33 protein-coding genes are annotated in these 20637 nt (G+C 64.8%); 1 reads left to right on the forward strand and 32 read right to left on the reverse strand.

All coding sequences use genetic code 11. The features are described from left to right. Positions 1–49: 49 nt before the first annotated feature. Positions 50–1231 carry an MFS transporter gene (locus tag TMZ1T_RS15945; RefSeq protein WP_004298472.1) on the reverse strand — a complete coding sequence of 394 codons (1182 nt, stop codon included), beginning with the start codon at positions 1229–1231 and terminating at the stop codon, positions 50–52. Between the two features lie 149 nt (positions 1232–1380). On the opposite strand from TMZ1T_RS15945, the gene uvrA reads away from it, so the two are divergent. Next, a complete protein-coding gene (gene uvrA / locus TMZ1T_RS15950) occupies positions 1381–4203 on the forward strand; it encodes an excinuclease ABC subunit UvrA (protein ID WP_012585916.1) in 2823 nt (940 codons plus the stop codon). A gap of 70 nt (positions 4204–4273) precedes the next feature. Here uvrA and galE read toward each other — a convergent pair whose 3' ends face one another. The 31 genes from galE to tuf form a co-directional block, all read right to left on the reverse strand. Further along, a complete protein-coding gene (gene galE, locus TMZ1T_RS15955; protein WP_004298467.1) occupies positions 4274–5296 on the reverse strand; it encodes a UDP-glucose 4-epimerase GalE in 1023 nt (340 codons plus the stop codon). Between the two features lie 110 nt (positions 5297–5406). Continuing rightward, positions 5407–5805 (reverse strand): 50S ribosomal protein L17, encoded by a 399-nt coding sequence (gene rplQ / locus TMZ1T_RS15960; RefSeq protein ID WP_004298465.1) that lies wholly within the window; start codon positions 5803–5805, stop codon positions 5407–5409. A 25-nt stretch (positions 5806–5830) separates the two neighbouring features. Continuing rightward, positions 5831–6811, reverse strand: a complete 981-nt coding sequence (locus TMZ1T_RS15965) for a DNA-directed RNA polymerase subunit alpha (RefSeq protein ID WP_004298464.1) — start codon at positions 6809–6811, stop codon at positions 5831–5833. A 39-nt stretch (positions 6812–6850) separates the two neighbouring features. Then, positions 6851–7480 (reverse strand): 30S ribosomal protein S4, encoded by a 630-nt coding sequence (gene rpsD / locus TMZ1T_RS15970; RefSeq protein ID WP_004298462.1) that lies wholly within the window; start codon positions 7478–7480, stop codon positions 6851–6853. A gap of 14 nt (positions 7481–7494) precedes the next feature. Continuing rightward, entirely contained in the window at positions 7495–7884 is a 390-nt protein-coding gene (rpsK, locus tag TMZ1T_RS15975; protein WP_002931621.1) for a 30S ribosomal protein S11, read from the reverse strand. A 12-nt stretch (positions 7885–7896) separates the two neighbouring features. Beyond that, entirely contained in the window at positions 7897–8259 is a 363-nt protein-coding gene (rpsM, locus tag TMZ1T_RS15980; protein WP_004298460.1) for a 30S ribosomal protein S13, read from the reverse strand. 53 nt (positions 8260–8312) lie between these two features. Then, entirely contained in the window at positions 8313–8426 is a 114-nt protein-coding gene (gene rpmJ / locus TMZ1T_RS20670) for a 50S ribosomal protein L36 (protein ID WP_002931619.1), read from the reverse strand. 25 nt (positions 8427–8451) lie between these two features. Beyond that, positions 8452–8670 carry a translation initiation factor IF-1 gene (gene infA, locus TMZ1T_RS15985; RefSeq protein WP_004298457.1) on the reverse strand — a complete coding sequence of 73 codons (219 nt, stop codon included), beginning with the start codon at positions 8668–8670 and terminating at the stop codon, positions 8452–8454. A 4-nt stretch (positions 8671–8674) separates the two neighbouring features. Beyond that, complete coding sequence (gene secY / locus TMZ1T_RS15990; RefSeq protein WP_004298456.1) at positions 8675–10000, reverse strand: preprotein translocase subunit SecY; 1326 nt, start codon at positions 9998–10000, stop codon at positions 8675–8677. A gap of 15 nt (positions 10001–10015) precedes the next feature. Continuing rightward, positions 10016–10453, reverse strand: a complete 438-nt coding sequence (rplO, locus tag TMZ1T_RS15995) for a 50S ribosomal protein L15 (RefSeq protein ID WP_004298455.1) — start codon at positions 10451–10453, stop codon at positions 10016–10018. A gap of 1 nt (position 10454) precedes the next feature. Further along, complete coding sequence (rpmD, locus tag TMZ1T_RS16000; RefSeq protein ID WP_004298452.1) at positions 10455–10637, reverse strand: 50S ribosomal protein L30; 183 nt, start codon at positions 10635–10637, stop codon at positions 10455–10457. Between the two features lie 3 nt (positions 10638–10640). Next, entirely contained in the window at positions 10641–11165 is a 525-nt protein-coding gene (gene rpsE, locus TMZ1T_RS16005; RefSeq protein ID WP_004298449.1) for a 30S ribosomal protein S5, read from the reverse strand. Positions 11166–11177: 12 nt separating this feature from the next. Further along, on the reverse strand, positions 11178–11531 hold the full coding sequence (gene rplR / locus TMZ1T_RS16010; protein WP_004298448.1) for a 50S ribosomal protein L18: 354 nt from the start codon (positions 11529–11531) through the stop codon (positions 11178–11180). 11 nt (positions 11532–11542) lie between these two features. Further along, positions 11543–12076, reverse strand: coding sequence for a 50S ribosomal protein L6 (gene rplF / locus TMZ1T_RS16015; protein WP_004298446.1), 534 nt, complete (start codon positions 12074–12076; stop codon positions 11543–11545). Between the two features lie 10 nt (positions 12077–12086). Beyond that, the gene (gene rpsH, locus TMZ1T_RS16020; protein WP_004298444.1) at positions 12087–12482 is read right to left on the reverse strand and encodes a 30S ribosomal protein S8; all 396 of its coding nucleotides are present in this window, start codon (positions 12480–12482) and stop codon (positions 12087–12089) included. A 13-nt stretch (positions 12483–12495) separates the two neighbouring features. Continuing rightward, positions 12496–12801 (reverse strand): 30S ribosomal protein S14, encoded by a 306-nt coding sequence (rpsN, locus tag TMZ1T_RS16025; protein WP_012585917.1) that lies wholly within the window; start codon positions 12799–12801, stop codon positions 12496–12498. Between the two features lie 7 nt (positions 12802–12808). Then, entirely contained in the window at positions 12809–13348 is a 540-nt protein-coding gene (gene rplE / locus TMZ1T_RS16030) for a 50S ribosomal protein L5 (RefSeq protein WP_004298440.1), read from the reverse strand. 9 nt (positions 13349–13357) lie between these two features. Next, positions 13358–13675 (reverse strand): 50S ribosomal protein L24, encoded by a 318-nt coding sequence (rplX, locus tag TMZ1T_RS16035; protein ID WP_002931597.1) that lies wholly within the window; start codon positions 13673–13675, stop codon positions 13358–13360. A gap of 11 nt (positions 13676–13686) precedes the next feature. After that, positions 13687–14055: a 50S ribosomal protein L14 gene (gene rplN / locus TMZ1T_RS16040; protein ID WP_004298438.1), complete on the reverse strand. Its 369-nt coding sequence runs from the start codon at positions 14053–14055 to the stop codon at positions 13687–13689. A 156-nt stretch (positions 14056–14211) separates the two neighbouring features. After that, complete coding sequence (gene rpsQ / locus TMZ1T_RS16045; protein WP_004298435.1) at positions 14212–14481, reverse strand: 30S ribosomal protein S17; 270 nt, start codon at positions 14479–14481, stop codon at positions 14212–14214. After that, positions 14478–14672 carry a 50S ribosomal protein L29 gene (gene rpmC / locus TMZ1T_RS16050; protein ID WP_004298433.1) on the reverse strand — a complete coding sequence of 65 codons (195 nt, stop codon included), beginning with the start codon at positions 14670–14672 and terminating at the stop codon, positions 14478–14480. The genes rpsQ and rpmC overlap by 4 nt, the downstream gene beginning before the upstream one ends. Positions 14673–14674: 2 nt before the next feature. Then, complete coding sequence (gene rplP / locus TMZ1T_RS16055) at positions 14675–15091, reverse strand: 50S ribosomal protein L16 (protein ID WP_004298431.1); 417 nt, start codon at positions 15089–15091, stop codon at positions 14675–14677. Further along, entirely contained in the window at positions 15091–15861 is a 771-nt protein-coding gene (gene rpsC / locus TMZ1T_RS16060; RefSeq protein WP_004298428.1) for a 30S ribosomal protein S3, read from the reverse strand. The genes rplP and rpsC overlap by 1 nt, the downstream gene beginning before the upstream one ends. A 9-nt stretch (positions 15862–15870) precedes the next feature. After that, positions 15871–16200, reverse strand: a complete 330-nt coding sequence (gene rplV / locus TMZ1T_RS16065) for a 50S ribosomal protein L22 (RefSeq protein WP_002931589.1) — start codon at positions 16198–16200, stop codon at positions 15871–15873. A 9-nt stretch (positions 16201–16209) separates the two neighbouring features. Then, positions 16210–16485 carry a 30S ribosomal protein S19 gene (gene rpsS / locus TMZ1T_RS16070; RefSeq protein ID WP_004258198.1) on the reverse strand — a complete coding sequence of 92 codons (276 nt, stop codon included), beginning with the start codon at positions 16483–16485 and terminating at the stop codon, positions 16210–16212. Between the two features lie 10 nt (positions 16486–16495). Continuing rightward, a complete protein-coding gene (rplB, locus tag TMZ1T_RS16075; RefSeq protein ID WP_004298425.1) occupies positions 16496–17323 on the reverse strand; it encodes a 50S ribosomal protein L2 in 828 nt (275 codons plus the stop codon). Between the two features lie 6 nt (positions 17324–17329). Continuing rightward, the gene (rplW, locus tag TMZ1T_RS16080; RefSeq protein ID WP_004298423.1) at positions 17330–17635 is read right to left on the reverse strand and encodes a 50S ribosomal protein L23; all 306 of its coding nucleotides are present in this window, start codon (positions 17633–17635) and stop codon (positions 17330–17332) included. Further along, positions 17632–18252: a 50S ribosomal protein L4 gene (rplD, locus tag TMZ1T_RS16085; RefSeq protein ID WP_004298421.1), complete on the reverse strand. Its 621-nt coding sequence runs from the start codon at positions 18250–18252 to the stop codon at positions 17632–17634. Before rplD ends, rplW begins: the two co-directional genes overlap by 4 nt. A 10-nt stretch (positions 18253–18262) precedes the next feature. Next, positions 18263–18901 carry a 50S ribosomal protein L3 gene (rplC, locus tag TMZ1T_RS16090; RefSeq protein WP_004298420.1) on the reverse strand — a complete coding sequence of 213 codons (639 nt, stop codon included), beginning with the start codon at positions 18899–18901 and terminating at the stop codon, positions 18263–18265. Between the two features lie 112 nt (positions 18902–19013). Then, positions 19014–19325: a 30S ribosomal protein S10 gene (rpsJ, locus tag TMZ1T_RS16095; protein ID WP_002931577.1), complete on the reverse strand. Its 312-nt coding sequence runs from the start codon at positions 19323–19325 to the stop codon at positions 19014–19016. Positions 19326–19412: 87 nt separating this feature from the next. Further along, complete coding sequence (tuf, locus tag TMZ1T_RS16100; protein WP_004298398.1) at positions 19413–20603, reverse strand: elongation factor Tu; 1191 nt, start codon at positions 20601–20603, stop codon at positions 19413–19415. Positions 20604–20637 lie beyond the last annotated feature (34 nt).

Raw genomic sequence — 20637 nt, forward strand, 5'->3', positions numbered from 1 at the left:
TTTGCCGGCCGCGTCGGGCGTGCCGGCGGTGAGTATGGTGAAGCCGGGCTCAGCGCGGCGCGCCGGCCGGAGCCGCGCGCAGCGGCGGGGGATTCATCGTGCTCGCCAGTGCGAGCCAGAGCAGCGCGAGCGCCGCGCACGACAGGCTCACCGCGGCCGGGCCGAAGGTCTGCCCCAGCCAGCCGCCGAGCACGCCGCCGAGGAACAGGCCGATCGACTGCAGGGTGTTGTAGACGCCCAGCGCCGTGCCCTTGGAGCCGGGCGGCGCGATACGCGAGATCCACGACGGTTGGGTGGCCTCGAGCACGTTGAAGGAGATAAAGAAGAGCGTCAGCAACAATGCCAATGGTATCAATCCGTCACCGAAAAGCCACAGCCCGATCTGCACGACGGCGAGCAGGACGATGGCGGCATTGAACACCGGCTTGAGCTTGTCGTGGCGCTCGGCGACGATCACCGCCGGCACCATGACCACGAAGGACAGCAGCACCGCCGGCAGGTAGACCTTCCAGTGCTCGGGCACCGGCAGGCCGCCGCCGGAGACCAGGGCCGAGGGCACCATCACCCACATCGTGGTCTGGATGAGGTGGAGCGCGAACACGCCGAAGTTGAGCCGCATGAGCTGGCCGTCGCGCAGCACGTCGATGAGCCGGCCGGTGGCGCGCGGCACCGGCGGAGCGACCGGCACCGCCCACAGCAGAACCCCGATCGCACCCGCGGCAAGCACGGCGGTGAGCCAGAAGATGCCATCCATGCCGACGGCGGCGTAGAGCAGCGGTGCCGCCACCATCGAGAGCGCGAACACCAGGCCGATCGAGGAGCCGATCATCGCCATGACCTTGGTGCGGTGCTGGTCGCGGGTGAGGTCGGCGGCGAGCGCGGTGACCGCGGCGGAGATCGCCCCCGCACCCTGCAGCACGCGGCCGACGATGATCATGTGGATGCCGTCGGCGAGCGCCGCGACCACGCTGCCGAGCACGAACAGCACCAGGCCGAAGACGATCACCGGCTTGCGGCCGAAGCGGTCGGAGGCGGCGCCGTAGGCGATCTGCAGGCAGGCCTGGGTGAGGCCGTAGGCGCCGATCGCCAGGCCCACCAAGGTGAGGTCGCCGCCCCCGGGGATGGTGGCGGCGTGCACCGCGAACACCGGCAGGATCAGGAACAGGCCGAGCATGCGCAGCGCGAAGATCGCCGCCAGGCCCATGCCGGCGCGGCGTTCTTCGCGCGTCATGGGGTCGCGTGCGGGAACGGACATACGGAGGAACCGGCTTCGAGAAAGACCGCGATTCTACCATCCCGCCCCGCGCTGCGCGGACCGCCTTGGCCTTGCGGCGGCTTCCCGGCGTATATTGGGCAGTTCGCCTTTCCCTGCTCGCAGCCATGGACCAGATCCGCATCCGCGGTGCCCGCACCCACAACCTCAGGAACGTCAGCCTCGACCTGCCGCGCAACCGGCTGACCGTGATCACCGGCCTGTCGGGCTCGGGCAAGTCCTCGCTCGCCTTCGACACCCTCTACGCCGAGGGCCAGCGCCGCTACGTCGAGTCGCTGTCGGCCTACGCCCGCCAGTTCCTGCAGCTGATGGAAAAGCCCGACGTCGATCTGATCGAGGGCTTGTCGCCGGCGATCGCGATCGAGCAGAAGGCGACCAGCCACAACCCGCGCTCCACCGTCGGCACGGTCACCGAGATCCACGATTACCTGCGCCTGCTCTACGCGCGTGCCGGCACGCCGCACTGCCCCGACCATCCGCAGCACGCGCTCGAGGCGCAGAGCGTGGCGCAGATGGTGGACCACGTGCTGGCACTGCCCGAGGACACGAAGCTGATGATCCTCGCCCCGGTGGTGGCCGGGCGCAAGGGCGAGCAGGGCGACCTGTTCGCCGATCTGCGCGCGCAGGGTTTCGTGCGCGTGCGCGTCGACGGCGAGGTGATGGAGCTCGACGCCCTGCCCCCGCTCGAGAAGGGGCGCCGCCACGACGTCGAGGTCGTGATCGACCGCGTCAAGGTGCGCACCGATCTGCGCGGCCGCCTCGCGGAGTCCTTCGAGACCGCGCTGACCCACGCCGACGGGCGCGCGCTCGCGGTGGAGATGGACTCGGGTCGCGCACACCTGTTCTCCGCGCGCTTCGCCTGCCCGGTGTGCGCCTTCGCGCTCGCCGAGCTCGAGCCGCGCCTGTTCTCCTTCAACAACCCGGCGGGCGCCTGCCCGAAGTGCGACGGGCTGGGCGAGGTCGAGTTCTTCGATCCCGCACGCGTCGTGGTCCATCCCGAGCTGTCGCTGGCCTCGGGCGCGATCCGCGGCTGGGACCGGCGCAACCAGTTCTATTTCCAGATGCTGGCGAGCCTCGCGGCGCACTACGCCTTCGACATCGAGACGCCCTGGCAGGATCTGCCGGCGCGCGTGCGCGAGATCGTGCTCGATGGATCGGGGCGGACGAAGATCGCCTTTCGCTACATGGCCGACAACGGCCGCATGGTGCTCAAGGAGCATCCCTTCGAGGGCATCCTCCCCAACCTGGAGCGCCGCCTGCGCGAGACCGACGCGGTCGCGGTGCGAGAGGAGCTGTCGAAGTACCGCGCCACCCGCCCCTGCCCCGCTTGCCACGGCACCCGCCTGCGCAGCGAGGCGCGCCACGTGCTCGTCGGCGGGCGGGCGCTGCACGAGGTCGGCCACATGCCGCTCGGCGAGTGCCGCACTTTCTTCGCCACGCTGCAACTCGCCGGCGCGCGCGCCCAGGTGGCCGAGCGCATCGTGCGCGAGATCGCCGACCGCCTCGGCTTCCTGATCGACGTGGGCCTCGACTACCTCTCGCTCGACCGCTCCGCCGACACCCTCTCGGGCGGCGAAGCGCAGCGCATCCGCCTGGCGAGCCAGATCGGCTCGGGTCTGACCGGGGTGATGTACGTCCTCGACGAGCCTTCGATCGGCCTGCACCAGCGCGACAACGACCGCCTGCTGGCCACGCTCGCGCGCCTGCGCGACCTCGGCAACACGGTGATCGTGGTCGAACACGACGAGGACGCCATGCGCAGCGCCGACTATCTGGTGGACATGGGCCCGGGCGCGGGCGAGCACGGTGGCGAGGTGGTGGCGCACGGCACGCCGGACGAGGTCATCGCCTCGCCGCGTTCGGTCACGGGCGACTACCTCTCCGGCCGGCGCAGCATTGCAATCCCGGCGCAGCGCACGCGCCCCCACCCGGAGCGCCAGCTGCGCATCGTCGGCGCGCGCGGCAACAACCTGAAGACGGTGGAGGTGTCGCTGCCGGTGGGGCTCCTCACCTGCATCACCGGGGTGTCGGGCTCGGGAAAGTCGACGCTGATCAACGACACCCTGGCACGCGTCGTGGCCCACCGGCTCAACGGTGCCGCCACCGAGCCCGCGCCACACGATGCGATCGAGGGCCTGCAGCACTTCGACAAGCTGATCGACGTCGATCAGTCGCCGATCGGGCGCACCCCACGCTCCAACCCGGCGACCTACACCGGCCTGCTGACCCCGATCCGCGAGCTCTTCGCCGGCGTGCCCGAGGCCCGCGCGCGCGGCTACAGTCCGGGGCGCTTCTCGTTCAACGTGCGCGGCGGGCGTTGCGAGGCCTGCCAGGGCGACGGCCTGGTCAGGGTGGAGATGCACTTCCTGCCCGACATGTACGTGCCCTGCGACGTCTGCCACGGTCGCCGCTACAACCGCGAGACCCTCGAGATCCGCTACAAGGGGCGGACGATCGACGAGGTGCTGGGGATGACCGTCGAGCAGGCCCTGGGTTTCTTCTCCGCGGTGCCGAACGTGGCGCGCAAACTGGAGACGCTGATGGACGTCGGCCTGGGCTACATCCGCCTCGGCCAGAGCGCCACCACCCTGTCGGGCGGCGAGGCGCAGCGCGTCAAGCTCGCGCTCGAGCTGTCGCGCCGCGATACCGGGCGCACCCTGTACATCCTCGACGAGCCGACCACCGGCCTGCATTTCCAGGATATCGAGATGCTGATCGCGGTGCTGCAGCGCTTGCGCGCGCACGGCAACACGATCATCGTGATCGAGCACAATCTCGACGTGATCAAGACCGCCGACTGGCTGATCGACATGGGCCCGGAGGGCGGCGGCGGTGGCGGCATGGTGGTGTGCTGCGGCACGCCCGAAGAGGTCGCCGCGCATCCGGCGAGTCATACCGGCCTGCACCTGCGCAGGGTGCTCGGGGGCTGAGCCCCGGCCGATCCACCCCACCGGGCTTCCGCGCCCCTTTGCGGCGCCCGAGCGGTGCGCCGCGACTTACTCAACCGGCTTCGTAGCCCTGCGGGTTGCCGCTCTGCCAGCGCCACGCATCCACGCACATCGCCTGCAGGTCGCGTTGCGCCTTCCAGCCGAGCACCTGCTCGGCGCGCGCAGGGTCCGCCCAGCACGCGGCGATATCGCCCGGACGGCGCGCGACGATGTCGTAGGGGACCGGTCGCCCGCTCGCCGCCTCGAAGGCGCGCACCATCTCCAGCACGCTGTAGCCGCGCCCGGTGCCGAGGTTGAGCGTCGTCACGCCGGGGAGTTCGTCGATGCGCTCGAGCGCGCGCAAATGGCCGAGCGCCAGGTCGACCACGTGGATGTAGTCGCGCACCCCGGTTCCGTCCGGCGTCGCGTAGTCGTCGCCGAAAACGCGCAAGCGCGGCAGGCGGCCGACCGCGACCTGACTGACGAAAGGCATCAGGTTGTTGGGCAGGCCGTCGGGATCCTCGCCGATCCGACCGCTCGCGTGTGCCCCGACAGGGTTGAAGTAACGCAGCAGCACCACGTTCCAGCGTGGATCCGAGGCGGCGAGATCACGCAGGATCTGCTCGCCCATGAGCTTGGTCCAGCCGTAAGGATTGGTCGCCGTAGTCGGGAAATCCTCGCGGATCGGCACCGAGGCCGGGTCGCCATACACCGTCGCCGACGAACTGAACACCATGCGCCGGCATCCCGCTGCGTCCATGGCCTGCAGCACCGACAGCAGTCCATGCAGGTTGTTGTCGTAATAGGCCAGCGGTTGGGACACCGACTCGCCCACGGCCTTCTTGGCGGCAAAGTGGATCACCGCCGCCACCTCGTGCTCGCCGAAGACCCGCGCGAGCACGCCATGGTCCCGCACGTCGCCCTCCACGAAGCCGGTCAGCGGCTTGCCTCCGAGCTCTTCGATCCGCCGCACCGCCTCGAAGGACGCGTTGGAGAGGTCGTCCACCACCACCACGTCCTGCCCGGCGCCGAGCAACTCGACGCAGGTATGCGAGCCGATGTAGCCCGCACCGCCGGTCACCAAGGTCACTGCCATCGTTCCATCCTCCTGTCCTGTCCGCCCGCGGGCGCGCTGCGCTCGACCCTAGCACGCACAGGCGAAAAAAAACCGGGCCTGAGCCCGGTTCTTCATACGAGTCGCGCGTTTCACGCGGCCTCGGCTTCCTCGACTTCCACCGCTTCGACGTCCGGACGGTCGAGCAACTCGACGTAGGCCATCGGGGCGTTGTCGCCATCGCGGAACCCACACTTCAGGATGCGCAGGTAGCCGCCGTTGCGGGTGGCGTAGCGCGGACCCAGCTCGTCGAAGAGCTTGACGACCATGTCGCGATCGCGCAGGCGGTTGAAGGCCAGGCGGCGGTTGGAGAGGCTGGGCTTCTTGCCCAGGGTGATCATCGGCTCGACCACGCGGCGAAGTTCCTTCGCCTTCGGAAGGGTCGTCTTGATCAGCTCATGACGCAGCAGCGAGTTGGCCATGTTGCGGAACATCGCCTGGCGGTGGCTGCTGGTACGGTTCAGCTTGCGAAGACCATTACGGTGACGCATTTCAATTCCTCACTTGCCCGGCGACTCAACCGAGCTTTTCAAGCCCGGCCGGCGGCCAGTTTTCCAGTTTCATGCCAAGCGTCAGCCCGCGGGAGGCCAACACTTCCTTGATCTCGTTGAGCGACTTGCGGCCCAGGTTCGGGGTCTTCAGCAGCTCGGTCTCGGTACGCTGGATCAGGTCGCCGATGTAGTAGATGTTCTCGGCCTTCAGGCAGTTGGCCGAGCGCACCGTGAGCTCCAGATCGTCGACCGGGCGCAGCAGCACCGGGTCGATGGTCGGCGAAGCCGCCTCGACGCGCTCCGGTGCCGTCCCCTCGAGGTCGGCGAACACGGAAAGCTGGTCCATGAGAACCCGGGCGGCGTAGCGAATCGCCTCTTCCGGGTCGACCGCACCGTTGGTCTCGATGTCGATGATCAGGCGATCCAGGTCGGTACGCTGCTCGACGCGAGCGCTCTCGACAAGGTAGCTGACGCGACGCACGGGACCGAAGGAGGCATCGAGCACGACGCGACCGATGGACTTGCTCTCCGCGTTCTCGGGACGCGAATTGCCCGGCACGTAGCCGCGGCCTTCCTCGACCTTGATCTGCATGTCGAGCTTGCCGCCCGGCGCGAGGTGGGCGATCACGTGGTCGGGATTGATGATCTCGACGTCGTGACCGACCTCGATGTCGGCCGCAGTCACCACACCCTCGCCTGCCTTGGCGAGACGGACGGTGACCTCGCTGCGCCCGTTGAGCTTGAACACCACGCCCTTCAAGTTGAGCAGCAGATCGACGATGTCCTCGCGGACGCCGTCGAGCGTGGAGTACTCGTGAAGCACCCCTTCGATCGTCACTTCGGTCGGCGCATGGCCGGGAAGCGACGACAGGAGGATGCGCCGAAGCGCATTCCCCAGCGTGTGACCGAAACCGCGCTCGAACGGCTCCATCGTCACCCGCGCCTGAACGGGCGAGGTGCTCTGGACGTCGATGATGCGCGGTTTCAGCAGTGCATTGCTTTGCATCAGCATTTCCTCGGAACTAGAAGAGGATCAGCCCCCCGCTCAGCGGGAGTACAGTTCCACGACCAGGCCTTCGTTGATCGTCGGGGGCAGTTCGCTGCGCACCGGATAGGCCTTGAACGTGCCCTTGCCGGCCTTCGCGTCCACCTCGAGCCACTCGGGGAAGCCACGCGACTCGGCGGCCTCGAGGGCGGCCTTGACGCGCAGATGACCACGCGCACGCTCGGTCAGCTCCACCACGTCGCCCGGACGAACCACATACGACGGAATGTTGACGCGCTTGCCATTGACCAGCACGCCGTTGTGACGCACCACCTGGCGCGCCTCTGCACGCGAGGCACCGAAGCCCATGCGATACGCGACGGCATCCAGGCGACCTTCGAGCAGCTGCAGAAGATTCTCGCCGGTCTGGCCGCGGCGGCGGTCGGCTTCGGCATACACCTTGCGGAACTGGCGCTCGAGCACGCCGTAGATGCGGCGGATCTTCTGCTTCTCACGCAGCTGGACGCCGTAGCCCGACAGGCGCTGGCCGGAGCGCTGGCCATGCTGGCCGGGCGCGTAGGCGCGACGCTCGATGGAGCACTTGTCGGTAAAGCACTTTTCGCCCTTCAGAAACAGCTTTTCGCCTTCGCGACGGCACTGACGGCACTTGGGATCGAGATTACGAGCCACTTATCAACTCCTTGTCAGATACGGCGCTTTTTCGGCGGACGGCAGCCGTTGTGCGGAATGGGGGTGATGTCCGTGATGCTGGAAATCTTGATCCCCAGCGCATTGAGCGCACGAACCGAGGATTCGCGGCCCGGGCCGGGGCCCTTGATGCGAACCTCGAGATTCTTGATGCCACATTCCTGCGCCACCTTGCCCGCAGCTTCGGCCGCAACCTGCGCGGCAAACGGCGTGCTCTTGCGCGAACCCTTGAAGCCGGCGCCACCCGAAGTCGCCCACGACAGGGCGTTGCCCTGGCGGTCGGTGATGGTGATGATGGTGTTGTTGAAGCTCGCGTGAACGTGCGCGATACCTTCGGCGACGTTCTTCTTGACCTTCTTGCGAACCTTGGTTCCAGTCTTAGCCATTATCGGATCCTATTACTTCTTGCCGGCGATCGGCTTGCGCGGACCCTTGCGGGTACGGGCATTGGTGCGGGTGCGCTGACCGCGAAGCGGCAGGCCACGACGGTGACGGACGCCGCGGTAGCAGCCCAGGTCCATCAGTCGCTTGATGTTCATCGTGACTTCACGACGCAGGTCGCCTTCGACCACGAAGCGCGCGACTTCATCACGCAGCTTCTCCATGTCGGACTCGGTGAGATCCTTGATCTTCACCGAGCGAACGATGCCGGCAGCGTCGCAAATCTTCTGAGCACGCGAACGGCCGATCCCATAGATGGCGGTCAGCGCGATCTCGGCATGCTTGTGATTGGGAATGTTTACCCCAGCAATACGGGCCATCCGTATACCCCGAAACGAAAAACGTTAAATTCTAATGCCTGCGGTCGAGTAGATCAACCCTGGCGTTGCTTGTGCCGCGGATCGCTGCAAATGACGCGAACCACACCCTTGCGGCGGATGATCTTGCAGTTGCGGCAGAGCCGCTTGACTGAGGCCTGGACTCTCATGGTCTTGCTCCTGTTTCTTTAAGCTTCACTTGGTCCGGAAAACGATCCGGCCCTTGGTCAGGTCATAGGGGGTGAGCTGCACGGTCACCTTGTCCCCGGGGAGGATCCGGATGTAGTGCATCCGCATCTTTCCGGAGATGTGTCCAAGGACCATGTGACCGTTTTCGAGCCTGACGCGGAACGTTGCATTGGGAAGGTTCTCAGTGACCTCACCTTGCATCTCGATGACATCTTCCTTCGTCATGCGCTCACCTGCCGGGCAGACCCGCCCCCTTGAAATTCGCCTTTTTCAGCAGACTCTCGTATTGGTGCGACATCACGAACGCCTGGACCTGGGCCATGAAGTCCATCGTGACCACCACGAGGATCAGCAGCGAGGTGCCGCCGAAATAGAACGGTACGTTCCACTTCAGGATCAGGAACTCCGGCAGCAGGCAGACGAGGGTGATGTAGATCGCCCCGGCCAGCGTCAGCCGCATGAGAATCTTGTCGATATAGCGCGCGGTTTGGTCGCCGGGACGGATCCCGGGCACAAAGGCCCCGCTCTTCTTCAGGTTGTCCGCCGTTTCGCGGGCATTGAACACCAGCGCCGTGTAGAAGAAGCAGAAGAACACAATCGCCACCGCATACAACATCACATAGATCGGCTGACCGGGAGACAGTGTGGATGCGATGTCGCGCAACCAGTACATGCCCTCCGAGGAACCGAACCACTGCCCCAGCGTCGCCGGAAACAGGATGATGCTCGATGCAAAGATCGGCGGGATCACGCCCGACATGTTCAACTTCAACGGCAGATGCGAGCTTTGCCCCCCATACACCTTGTTCCCGACTTGCCGCTTCGCGTAGTTCACCAGGATCTTGCGTTGGCCACGCTCGACGAACACGACGAAAGCCGTCACCAGCACCACGAGGATGCAGATGAAGAGCGCGGTGAAGGGATGCATGGCACCGGTCCGCACCAGTTCGAACAAGCCACCGATCGCAGCCGGCAAGCCGGCAATGATGCCTGCGAAGATGATCATCGAGATGCCGTTGCCGATGCCTCGCTCGGTGATCTGCTCACCCAGCCACATCAGGAACATCGTCCCGGTCACCAAGGTCGCCACCGTCACGAAGCGGAACATCAGTCCCGGCTCGAGCACCAGGCCAGCCTGTCCTTCCAGCGCGATCGCGATCCCCAGCGCCTGCGCAAGCGCGAGCACAAGGGTTCCATAGCGTGTGTATTGCGTGATCTTGCGTCGCCCCGCCTCGCCTTCCTTCTTTAGCGCCTCCAGCGAAGGCACCGCCACGGTCATCAACTGCATGATGATGGACGCAGAGATGTAGGGCATGATGCCCAGCGCAAAGATGGTGAAGCGCGACAGCGCACCGCCCGAGAACAGGTTGAACACGCCCAGGATGCCACCCTGCTGGGACTGGAACAGCTCGGCCAGCCCCTGCGGGTCGATTCCCGGAACCGGGATATGCGCACCAATCCGATAAACGATCAGCGCGCCCACCAGGAACAGCAGGCGTCGCTTGAGATCACCGAACCGTCCGGGGCTTCCCAGCGTGGCAGCAGGATTCGCCACAACCGTTTCCTTTTGTTACTCGGCCGCCACGGAGCCGCCAGCGGCTTCGATCGCCGCCTTCGCACCCTGGGTGGCGCCGACGCCGCGCAGAACCACCTTGCGGCTGATCGAACCGGACAGCACGACCTTCGCCGACAGCGCGTCGGCGGCGATCACCCCGGCCTGTTTCAGCGTCAGCAGATCGACTTCATCGACCGGCAGCTTGTCGAGCTCGGACAGGCGTACCTCGACGTTGCGGGCTCGCGTCAGCGACACGAATCCACGCTTCGGCAGACGGCGCTGCAGCGGCATCTGACCGCCCTCGAAGCCGACCTTGTGAAAGCCACCGGCGCGGGACTTCTGACCCTTGTGGCCGCGGCCGCAGGTCTTGCCCAGGCCGCTGCCGATGCCACGGCCGACTCGGCGCGCTTCCTTCTTCGAACCCTCACCGGGCTTGATGCTATTCAGGCGCATTTCAACCCTCGCACTTGACCAGGTAGGACACCTTGTTGATCATCCCGCGCACCTCGGGGGTATCCGCCAGCTCGACCGAATGGTTGAGCCGACGCAGACCGAGGCCGCGCACGGTGGCGCGGTGGGACTGCTTGGTGCCGATCACGCTCTTGACGAGCGTCACCTTGATTTTCTTGTCCGACATCTCTTACCCCAGGATCTCTTCGACGGACTTGCCGCGTTTCGCAGCGATTTCCGCCGGGGTGTTGATCGCCATCAGGCCGTTGATCGTGGCACGGACGACGTTGTACGGATTGGCCGAACCGATGCACTTGCAGATCACGTCGGTAACGCCCATGACTTCGAACACGGCGCGCATCGGACCGCCGGCGATGATGCCGGTACCGGCCGGAGCGGGTTGCATGAGCACCGAAGCGGCGCCATGCTTGCCCATCACGGTATGCTGAAGGGTGCCGTTCTTGAGCGAGACCTTGCGCATCTTGCGACGCGCTTCATCCATCGCCTTCTGCACCGCCACCGGCACTTCGCGGGACTTGCCCTTGCCCATGCCGATCGCACCGTCGCCGTCACCGACCACGGTCAGCGCGGCGAAGCCGAGGATACGACCGCCCTTGACGACCTTGGTCACGCGATTGATCGCGACCATCTTTTCCTTCAGGCCGTCATCGCGCTCGTCGGAGGCTTGCGCACGTTTGGTTTGCTGCTTGGCCATACGATTCCTCGCTTAGAACTTGAGACCGCCTTCGCGGGCGGCCTCGGCCAGCGCCTTCACGCGGCCGTGATACAGGAAGCCCGAGCGGTCGAAGGACACCTGCTCGACGCCGGCAGCCTTGGCGCGTTCGGCAATCAGCTTGCCGACCGCTTCGGCCGCGGCCTTGTTGCCGCCGTTGGCGACCTGGGCACGGACGTCCGGCTCCACGGTGGAAGCCGCCGCGAGCACGCGGGAACCGCAACCGGAGATGATCTGGGCGTAGATGTGGCAGTTGGACCGGAACACCGTCAGGCGAACCGCCTTGAGCTCCGCAATCTTGGCGCGAGTTTTGCGCGCACGGCGAAGACGAGTTTCTTTCTTGTTCATGACGAACCGCCTTACTTCTTCTTGGTTTCCTTGAGCACCACCACCTCGTCCGAGTAACGGACGCCCTTGCCCTTATAGGGCTCGGGAGCGCGGTAGGCACGCACCTCGGCAGCGACCTGGCCGACCTTCTGCTTGTCGGAACCCCTGATCACGATCTCGGTCTGGGTCGGCGTCTCGACCTTCACGCCTTCCGGCATCTGGTGAACCACCGGGTGAGAGAAACCGAGCGACAGGTTGAGCTTGTCGCCCTGAGCCTGCGCGCGATAACCCACGCCGACCAGGGTGAGCTTGCGCTCGAAGCCCTTGGTCACGCCCGTCACCATGTTATTCACCAGAGCGCGCACGGTGCCGGACATGGCACGGGCGTTCTCGGCGCCCTCACGCGCCTTGCACACCACCGCGTCACCTTCGCGGACCACGCTGACCTCGCCGCTCAGCGGCTGGCGCAGGGTACCCAGAGGCCCCTTCACTGCGATCTCGGCGTCGGAAATCATCACTTCCACGCCCTGCGGGATCGCCACCGGATTCTTGGCTACACGAGACATCGTATCCCCCTTAGGCGACGAGGCAGATGACTTCGCCACCGACGCGGTTCGCACGCGCCGAGCGGTCGGTCATCACGCCACGCGGCGTGGAAACGATAGCCACGCCGAGGCCGTTCATCACGCGCGGCAGATCGTCGCTACCCTTGTAGATGCGCAGGCCGGGACGGCTCACGCGCTCCAGGCGCTCGATGACCGGACGACCGGCGTAATACTTGAGGGTGACGTCGAGCGAAGCCTTGCCAGCCTCGTCACGGACGGCGAAGCCGTCGATGTAACCCTCGTCCTGCAACACCTTGGCGATCGCAACCTTCAGCTTGGACGAAGGCATCGACACCGAAGCCTTCTGGGCCTGCTGGCCGTTGCGGATGCGCGTCAGCATGTCGGCGATCGGATCGGACATACTCATCTTCGAATTCTCCTTACCAGCTCGCCTTGGTCATGCCAGGCACTTCGCCGCGGAAAGCGATCTCGCGCAGCTTGTTGCGGCACAGACCGAACTTGCGGAAGACACCACGCGGGCGACCGGTCAGCGCGCAGCGGTTGCGCTGGCGAGTCGGGTTAGCATTGCGCGGCAGTTGCTGCAGGGCCAGGCGGGCAGCCATGCGTTCTTCTTCGGACAGACTGGTGTCCTTGACCTTCGCGACCAGAGCCGCGCGCTTGGAGGCATACTTCTCCACCAGCATCGCACGCTTCGCTTCGCGGTTGATCAGAGCGAGTTTCGCCATATCACCCTCAATTCTTGAACGGGAACTTGAACGCACCGAGGAGAGCACGGGCTTCCTCGTCGGTCTTGGCCGTCGTCGTGATGCTGATGTTCATCCCGCGCAGCGCGTCGATCTTGTCGTACTCGATCTCGGGGAAGATGATCTGCTCTTTCACGCCGAGGTTGTAGTTGCCACGACCGTCGAAACCCTTGGCAGCGATACCGCGGAAGTCGCGAACGCGCGGCAGCGCGATCGTGATGAGGCGATCGAGGAATTCGAACATGCGCGGACCACGCAGGGTCACCATGCAGCCGATCGGATAGCCGTCACGGATCTTGAAACCCGCGATCGACTTGCGCGCCTTGGTCGAAACCGGCTTCTGACCCGCGATCTTGGTCATGTCGCCAATGGCGTGCTCGAGAATCTTCTTGTCGCCGACAGCCTCACCGACACCCATGTTGAGGGTGATCTTGGTGATGCGCGGCACTTCCATGACGGACTTGTAGCCGAACTGCTGCTGCAGCGCCGGCGCAACTTCGTCCTTGTAAACCTGTTGCAAGCGAGCCATCGTCACTCCTTAGGCGTTCACCAGCTCGCCGTTCGACTTGAAGAAACGAACCTTGCGGCCGTCTTCAAGCGTCTTGATCCCGACACGATCACCCTTCTGGGTGGCGGGATTGAACAGCGCGACGTTCGACACATGGATCGGCATCTCCTTCTCGACGATGCCACCCACTTCACCCTTCAGCGGATTCGGGCGCACGTGCTTCTTGACCCGGTTCACGCCTTCGACCACGACGCGCTCGTCATCGACGCGGCGCAGCACGGTGCCGCGACGACCACGATCCTTGCCCGTCAGCACCAAAACTTCGTCACCCTTGCGGATCTTGTTCATCTCTGGACTCCTCAGAGCACTTCGGGCGCCAGCGAGACGATCTTCATGAACCGCTCGGTGCGCAGCTCTCGCGTGACCGGCCCGAAGATACGGGTGCCGATCGGCTCGAGCTTGTTGTTCAGAAGCACGGCCGCATTGCTGTCGAACTTGATCAGCGAACCGTCGGGACGACGAACGCCCTTGGCGGTGCGAACGACGACCGCGTTGTAGACGTCGCCTTTCTTGGCACGACCACGCGGAGCGGCATCCTTCACGGTCACCTTGATGATGTCGCCAACGCCGGCATAGCGACGCTTAGAACCACCCAGGACCTTGATGCACATCACCGAGCGCGCGCCGGAGTTATCGGCCACGTCCAGCTTGGACTGCATTTGAATCATGAAAGTATCTCCAACTTATCCCGCATGTGCGGACAGTCTTGGAACCCGTCAGGGTAGGATGCCCCGAGCGAGCCCCGGAGCAAAGAGGCAAAATTATAACAGCCTGGCACCTGGGTGCCAAGCTGTTTGTTTACTGCTCGCTGCTTCCAACTCCGATCAGATGATCGTCGCCTTCTCGAGCACCTTGGCCACACGCCAGGTCTTGGTGCGCGAGATCGGACGGCATTCCTCGATCTCGACCAGGTCGCCCTGGGCCGCGACGCCGTCCTCGACGTGCGCGTGGTACTTCGCCGAACGGGTGATGATCTTGCCGTAGAGCGGGTGCTTGACCCGGCGCTCGACCAGAACGGTCACCGTCTTCTGCATTTTGTCACTCACCACACGCCCAACCAGCGCGCGGCGAACCTTCTCGACGTTCTCGCTCATTGCTGACCCGCCTTCTCACGCAGGATGGTGCGCACGCGCGCGATGTCGCGGCGGACCTTCCCGATCTGACTCGTGTTGCCGAGTTGCTGCGTGGCGTGCTGCATGCGCAGCGAAAACTGGGCCTTCAGCAGCTCGATCAGTTCCTTGTTCAACTCGTCGGCGCTCTTGGCGCGGAGTTCCGTTGCCTTCATGTTCAACCCCCAATCAGTCGGGTGACGAACACGGTCTCGATCGGCAGCTTGGCAGCCGCAAGGCGAAACGCCTCGCGCGCCAGGGCCTCGTCAACCCCGTCCATCTCGTACAGCACCTTGCCCGGCTGGATCTCGGCAACCCAATATTCCGGGTTGCCCTTGCCGTTACCCATGCGGACCTCGGCCGGCTTCTTCGAAATCGGCTTGTCCGGGAAAATCCGGATCCAGATGCGGCCGCCACGCTTGATATGACGGGTCATCGCACGACGGGCGGACTCGATCTGGCGGGCAGTCAGCCGACCGCGACCGATGGCCTTCAGACCATACTCGCCGAACGACACCTTGGCGCCGCGCGTGGCGACGCCGGTGTTGCGGCCCTTCTGCTCCTTCCGATACTTCCTTCTAGTCGGCTGCAGCATCATTCGCTCCTGCTTTCTTCTTGCCGGCCTTCGCCACGACGGGCGGGACGACGACCCGGACGGCCCTCGCCGTCACGCGGGGCGCCACGACGACCGCGACGGTTGTCGGCTTCGGGCTCCGCAGCCACGGGCTGCTCGTTGCGCCCCAGCATCTCGCCCTTGAACACCCAGACCTTGATCCCGATGACACCATAGGTCGTCTTGGCCTCGGAGACACCGTAGTCGATGTTGGCGCGCAGGGTATGCAGCGGCACACGCCCTTCGCGATACCACTCGGTGCGGGCGATCTCTGCGCCGTTGAGGCGGCCGGAGCTCATGATCTTGATGCCCTGGGCACCGAGACGCATGGCGTTCTGCATCGCACGCTTCATGGCGCGACGGAACATGATGCGCTTCTCGAGCTGCTGGGCGATCGAGTCGGCGATCAGCTTTGCATCGAGTTCGGGCTTGCGCACTTCCTCGATATTGACGTGGACCGGAACGCCAACGATCTTCTGCAGATCACGCTTGAGCGCCTCGATGTCCTCGCCCTTCTTGCCAATGACGACGCCCGGGCGGGCGCTGTACAGGGTTACGCGGGCGTTCTTGGCGGGACGCTCGATGACCACGCGACCCACCGAAGCGTGCGCGAGGCGCTTCTTCAGGTAATCGCGGACCTTGAGGTCCTCGTGCAGCATGCCGGCGTAGTCCTTGCTGTTGGCGAACCAGCGCGAGCCCCAGTCACGCGTGACGGCGAGGCGGAACCCGGTAGGATGGATTTTCTGACCCATGTTTACTCCTTACTCGCCAACGGTCAGGTAGACGTGGCAGGTGGGCTTCAGGATGCGGTTGCCACGACCCTTCGCACGCGCGGTGAAGCGCTTGAGCGTCATACCCTCTTCCACGTGAATGGTCTTGACCTTCAGCGCGTCGATATCGGCACCGTCGTTGTGCTCGGCGTTGGCGATCGCCGACTCGAGCACCTTGCGGATGATCTTCGCGCCCTTCTTGGGAGAGAAGGCCAGGGTGTCGAGCGCGCGGCCGACGGGCATGCCGCGGACCAGGTCGGCCACCAGACGGCCCTTCTGGGCCGACAGCCGAACGCCACGGAGAATAGCTTTGGTTTCCATGTCGTCCCCTTAACGCTTGGCCTTCTTGCTGGCGGCGTGACCCTTGAAGGTCCGCGTCAGCGCGAATTCGCCCAGCTTGTGCCCGACCATGTTCTCGGTCACGAATACAGGAATGTGCTGCTTGCCGTTATGCACCGCGATCGTCAGGCCGATGAAATCGGGGAGGATCGTGGAGCGGCGCGACCAGGTCTTGATCGGGCGCTTGTCGTTGCTCGTCCGAGCCGCGTCGACCTTCTTGAGCAGGTGCGCGTCGATGAACGGGCCTTTCTTGATAGAACGTGCCATCTCTTACCCCTTAACGCTTGTGACGACGCTGCACGATCATGCCGTCGGTGCGCTTGTTCGAACGCGTCCGATAGCCCTTGGCCGGCGTGCCCCACGGACTGACCGGTTCGCGCGCCTCGCCGGTGCGGCCTTCGCCACCACCATGCGGGTGATCCACCGGGTTCATCGCCACACCGCGAACGGTCGGACGGATACCGCGCCAGCGGTTCGCGCCAGCCTTGCCGATCTTGCGCAGGCCATGCTCGCCGTTACCGACTTCACCGATGGTGGCGCGGCACTCGACGTGCACACGGCGGATCTCGCCGGAGCGCAGGCGGAGCTGGGCGTACGAGCCTTCGCGGGCGAGCAGCTGCACCGAAGTGCCGGCGGCGCGCGCGAGTTGCGCACCCTTGCCGGGAACCATCTCGATGCAGTGGATCGTCGAGCCGACCGGGATGTTGCGGATCGGCAGGGCGTTGCCCGCCTTGATCGGCGCTTCCGCGCCACTGATCAGTTGCTGGCCGACCTCTACGCCGCGCGGCGCGATGATGTAGCGGCGCTCGCCATCGGCATAGCACAGCAGCGCGATGTGCGCGGAGCGGTTCGGGTCGTACTCGATGCGCTCGACCTTGGCCGGAATGCCGTCCTTGTTGCGACGGAAATCCACCAGGCGGTAGTGCTGCTTATGGCCGCCACCCTGGTGGCGCATCGTCACGCGACCGTAGTTGTTACGGCCGGCGTTCTTGGTCTGCTTCTCGATCAGCGCATCGACCGGACGACCCTTGTACAGATCGGGGTTGACCACCTTGACTTGGGCACGGCGGCCGGCAGACGTAGGCTTCAGTTTAACGATTGCCATGATCTATCACTCCCCGGCCGCAAAGTTGATTTCCTGGCCGGGCTTCAGGCACACGAAGGCCTTCTTCCAGTCCTTGCGGCGACCCATGGTCTTGCCAAAGCGCTTGGACTTGCCCTTCACGTTCAGGATCTGCACCGACTTCACCTCGACCTTGAAGAGCGACTCGACCGCCGCCTTCACTTCGGGTTTGGTCGCATCGGACGCAACCTTGAACACCACTTGCTCGTTCTTGTCGGCGACGAAAGTCGCCTTTTCGGAGATCTGCGGGGCGAGCAGCACCTGCAGCAGACGTTCCTGACTGATCGCGCTCATTGCCACGCTTCCTCCATCTTCGCCAGCGCGCCCTTGGTGACCAGCACCTTGGGGAAACGCACGAGCGACACCGGATCCGCCTCGCTCACTTCCAGCACCAGGACCTGGTGAAGGTTGCGCGAGGACAGGAACAGGTTCTCGTCGATTTCGTCGGTGATGACCAGGACCGAATCCAGGCCCATCCCCTTGAGCTTCTGCGACAGCAGGCGGGTCTTCGGCGCTTCGACGCTGAAGTTCTCGACCACCGCAAGACGGTCCTCGCGAGCGAGCTGCGACAGGATCGCGGCCACACCGGCGCGGTACATCTTGCGGTTGACCTTCTGGCTGAAGTTCTCGTCGGGAGAGCTCGGGAAGATCTTGCCGCCACCACGCCACAGCGGGCTCGACGCCATGCCTGCACGGGCGTTGCCCGTGCCCTTCTGACGGAACGGCTTGCGGGTCGACTTGGCGATCTCGGAGCGACCCTTCTGCTTGCGGTTGCCGGAACGGGCGTTCGCAAGGTAGGCGGTCACGACCTGGTGCACCAGGGCTTCGTTGTAGTCACGGCCGAACAGCACGTCCGACGCTTCGAGCGTCGACGCAGCCTGACCCTGATCATTCAAGAGTTTCAATTCCATTGCGCGCTCCTCAGGCCTTGACCGCCGGACGGACGACGACGTCGCCACCCTTGGCACCCGGCACCGCACCCTTCACGAGAAGGAGCTGGCGCTCGACGTCCACACGAACGATCTCCAGCCCCTGCGTGGTGCGCTGGACGTTGCCGTACTGGCCCGCCATGCGCTTGCCGGGGAACACACGACCCGGATCCTGGGCCATGCCGATGGAGCCGGGGGAGTTGTGCGAGATCGAGTTACCGTGCGAGGCGCGGTTCGACGAGAAGTTGTGACGCTTGATCGGACCCGAGAAGCCCTTGCCGATCGTCACACCCGTAACGTCAACCTTTTGACCGACCTGAAAGAGATCCGCACCGACCGCATCGCCGGCATTCATGCTGCCGGCCTGCTCGGCCTCGACGCGGAATTCCTTGATGCCGCGGCAGGGCTCGACGCCCGCCTTTGCAAGATGACCCGCGACCGGCTTGGTGATCCGGCTGGCGCGGCGCTTGCCATACGCAATCTGCACCGCGGCGTAGCCGTCGGTGTCGATCGTCTTGATCTGGGACACACGATTATCCGACACGTCAAGCACCGTCACCGGGATGGTCTTGCCATCCTCGGCGAAGATGCGAGTCATGCCGACCTTGCGTCCAACAAGGCCTAGACTCATTTTCTTCTCCTGAATCCCGGTTGCGATTGACCGGGGGTCACAATTAATGCGCCAGAAGGCACAAAGGCCGGATTATACCGGCCTGTTCCAAACTTCCGCAAGCAGGGCTTGCTTACTGGAGCTTGATCTCGACATCCACGCCAGCGGGCAGATCCAGCTTCATCAGCGCGTCGACCGTCTTGTCGGTCGGATCGATGATGTCCATCAGACGCTGGTGAGTGCGGATCTCCATCTGGTCGCGCGACGCCTTGTTGACGTGCGGCGAACGCAACAGGTCGAAACGCTCGATGCGGGTCGGCAGCGGCACGGGACCACGGACCACGGCGCCGGTGCGCTTGGCGGTATCGACGATCTCGAGGGCCGACTGATCGATCAGGCGATAGTCGAAGGCTTTCAGGCGGATGCGGATCTTCTGGTTCTGCATGATGTATTTCCTAAAGAGCTGATACTGCGAAAAAAGAGCGCAAAGAGCGATGGGGCGGCTCCGCGAGAGCCGCCCCGGATCGAGCGATTACTCGATGATCTTGGCGACGACGCCGGCGCCGACGGTACGGCCACCTTCGCGGATCGCGAAGCGCAGACCTTCTTCCATGGCGATCGGGGCGATCAGCTTGACGGTGATCGACACGTTGTCGCCCGGCATGACCATCTCGGTGCCTTCGGGCAGCGAGATCGAACCGGTCACGTCGGTGGTGCGGAAGTAGAACTGCGGACGGTAGTTGTTGAAGAACGGGGTGTGACGACCGCCCTCTTCCTTCGACAGCACGTAGATCTCGCCGGTGAAGTGGGTGTGCGGGGTGATCGAACCCGGCTTGCACAGCACCTGACCACGCTCGACGTCTTCACGCTTGGTGCCGCGCAGCAGCACGCCGACGTTGTCGCCGGCCTGGCCCTGGTCGAGCAGCTTGCGGAACATCTCCACGCCGGTGCAGGTGGTCTTGACCGTCGGCTTGATGCCGACGATCTCGATTTCCTCGCCGACCTTCACGATGCCGCGCTCGACACGACCGGTCACCACGGTGCCGCGACCCGAGATCGAGAACACGTCTTCGATCGGCAGCAGGAAAGGCTTGTCGATCGCACGCTCGGGCGTCGGGATGTAGCTGTCCAGCGCGTCAGCCAGGCGGAAGATCGCCGGCTCGCCGATGTCCGACTGGTCGCCCTCGAGCGCCTTCAGCGCCGAACCCTTGACGATGGGGATGTCGTCGCCGGGGAAGTCGTACTTCGACAGCAGCTCGCGCACTTCCATCTCGACGAGCTCCAGCAGCTCCTCGTCGTCGACCATGTCGCACTTGTTCAGGAAGACGATGATGTACGGCACGCCGACCTGACGGGCCAGCAGGATGTGCTCGCGCGTCTGCGGCATCGGGCCGTCGGCGGCCGAGCACACCAGGATCGCGCCGTCCATTTGCGCGGCACCGGTGATCATGTTCTTGACGTAGTCGGCGTGGCCCGGGCAATCGACGTGCGCGTAGTGACGGCTCGCGGTCTCGTACTCGACGTGCGCGGTGTTGATGGTGATGCCGCGCGCCTTCTCTTCGGGCGCCGCGTCGATCTGGTCGTAGGCCTTCGCCTCGCCGCCGAACTTCTTCGACAGGATGGTGGTGATCGCAGCGGTCAGCGTGGTCTTGCCATGGTCGACGTGGCCGATGGTGCCGACGTTGACGTGCGGTTTGGTACGTTCGAACTTACCCTTCGCCATGTTCTCGGGTCCTTGAGTTGAGGTTGCTGAATAA

This window comes from Thauera aminoaromatica (assembly GCF_000021765.1).
In the GTDB taxonomy this organism is placed as follows: Bacteria; Pseudomonadota; Gammaproteobacteria; order Burkholderiales; family Rhodocyclaceae; genus Thauera; species Thauera aminoaromatica.

Bases quoted from the DNA above. Each gene is read 5' to 3' on its own strand.
- TMZ1T_RS15945 (WP_004298472.1), bottom strand. From the start codon at position 1,231: ATGACGCGCGAAGAACGCCGCGCCGGCATGGGCCTGGCGGCGATCTTC.
- uvrA (WP_012585916.1), top strand. From the start codon at position 1,381: ATGGACCAGATCCGCATCCGCGGTGCCCGCACCCACAACCTCAGGAAC.
- galE (WP_004298467.1), bottom strand. From the start codon at position 5,296: ATGGCAGTGACCTTGGTGACCGGCGGTGCGGGCTACATCGGCTCGCAT.
- rplQ (WP_004298465.1), bottom strand. From the start codon at position 5,805: ATGCGTCACCGTAATGGTCTTCGCAAGCTGAACCGTACCAGCAGCCAC.
- TMZ1T_RS15965 (WP_004298464.1), bottom strand. From the start codon at position 6,811: ATGCAAAGCAATGCACTGCTGAAACCGCGCATCATCGACGTCCAGAGC.
- rpsK (WP_002931621.1), bottom strand. From the start codon at position 7,884: ATGGCTAAGACTGGAACCAAGGTTCGCAAGAAGGTCAAGAAGAACGTC.
- rpsM (WP_004298460.1), bottom strand. From the start codon at position 8,259: ATGGCCCGTATTGCTGGGGTAAACATTCCCAATCACAAGCATGCCGAG.
- rpmJ (WP_002931619.1), bottom strand. From the start codon at position 8,426: ATGAGAGTCCAGGCCTCAGTCAAGCGGCTCTGCCGCAACTGCAAGATC.
- infA (WP_004298457.1), bottom strand. From the start codon at position 8,670: ATGACGAAGGAAGATGTCATCGAGATGCAAGGTGAGGTCACTGAGAAC.
- rplO (WP_004298455.1), bottom strand. From the start codon at position 10,453: ATGCGCCTGAATAGCATCAAGCCCGGTGAGGGTTCGAAGAAGGAAGCG.
- rpmD (WP_004298452.1), bottom strand. From the start codon at position 10,637: ATGTCGGACAAGAAAATCAAGGTGACGCTCGTCAAGAGCGTGATCGGC.
- rpsE (WP_004298449.1), bottom strand. From the start codon at position 11,165: ATGGCCAAGCAGCAAACCAAACGTGCGCAAGCCTCCGACGAGCGCGAT.
- rplR (WP_004298448.1), bottom strand. From the start codon at position 11,531: ATGAACAAGAAAGAAACTCGTCTTCGCCGTGCGCGCAAAACTCGCGCC.
- rplF (WP_004298446.1), bottom strand. From the start codon at position 12,076: ATGTCTCGTGTAGCCAAGAATCCGGTGGCGATCCCGCAGGGCGTGGAA.
- rpsH (WP_004298444.1), bottom strand. From the start codon at position 12,482: ATGAGTATGTCCGATCCGATCGCCGACATGCTGACGCGCATCCGCAAC.
- rpsN (WP_012585917.1), bottom strand. From the start codon at position 12,801: ATGGCGAAACTCGCTCTGATCAACCGCGAAGCGAAGCGTGCGATGCTG.
- rplE (WP_004298440.1), bottom strand. From the start codon at position 13,348: ATGGCTCGCTTGCAACAGGTTTACAAGGACGAAGTTGCGCCGGCGCTG.
- rplX (WP_002931597.1), bottom strand. From the start codon at position 13,675: ATGAACAAGATCCGCAAGGGTGACGAAGTTTTGGTGCTGACGGGCAAG.
- rplN (WP_004298438.1), bottom strand. From the start codon at position 14,055: ATGATTCAAATGCAGTCCAAGCTGGACGTGGCCGATAACTCCGGCGCG.
- rpsQ (WP_004298435.1), bottom strand. From the start codon at position 14,481: ATGAGCGAGAACGTCGAGAAGGTTCGCCGCGCGCTGGTTGGGCGTGTG.
- rpmC (WP_004298433.1), bottom strand. From the start codon at position 14,672: ATGAAGGCAACGGAACTCCGCGCCAAGAGCGCCGACGAGTTGAACAAG.
- rplP (WP_004298431.1), bottom strand. From the start codon at position 15,091: ATGCTGCAGCCGACTAGAAGGAAGTATCGGAAGGAGCAGAAGGGCCGC.
- rpsC (WP_004298428.1), bottom strand. From the start codon at position 15,861: ATGGGTCAGAAAATCCATCCTACCGGGTTCCGCCTCGCCGTCACGCGT.
- rplV (WP_002931589.1), bottom strand. From the start codon at position 16,200: ATGGAAACCAAAGCTATTCTCCGTGGCGTTCGGCTGTCGGCCCAGAAG.
- rpsS (WP_004258198.1), bottom strand. From the start codon at position 16,485: ATGGCACGTTCTATCAAGAAAGGCCCGTTCATCGACGCGCACCTGCTC.
- rplB (WP_004298425.1), bottom strand. From the start codon at position 17,323: ATGGCAATCGTTAAACTGAAGCCTACGTCTGCCGGCCGCCGTGCCCAA.
- rplW (WP_004298423.1), bottom strand. From the start codon at position 17,635: ATGAGCGCGATCAGTCAGGAACGTCTGCTGCAGGTGCTGCTCGCCCCG.
- rplD (WP_004298421.1), bottom strand. From the start codon at position 18,252: ATGGAATTGAAACTCTTGAATGATCAGGGTCAGGCTGCGTCGACGCTC.
- rplC (WP_004298420.1), bottom strand. From the start codon at position 18,901: ATGAGTCTAGGCCTTGTTGGACGCAAGGTCGGCATGACTCGCATCTTC.
- rpsJ (WP_002931577.1), bottom strand. From the start codon at position 19,325: ATGCAGAACCAGAAGATCCGCATCCGCCTGAAAGCCTTCGACTATCGC.
- tuf (WP_004298398.1), bottom strand. From the start codon at position 20,603: ATGGCGAAGGGTAAGTTCGAACGTACCAAACCGCACGTCAACGTCGGC.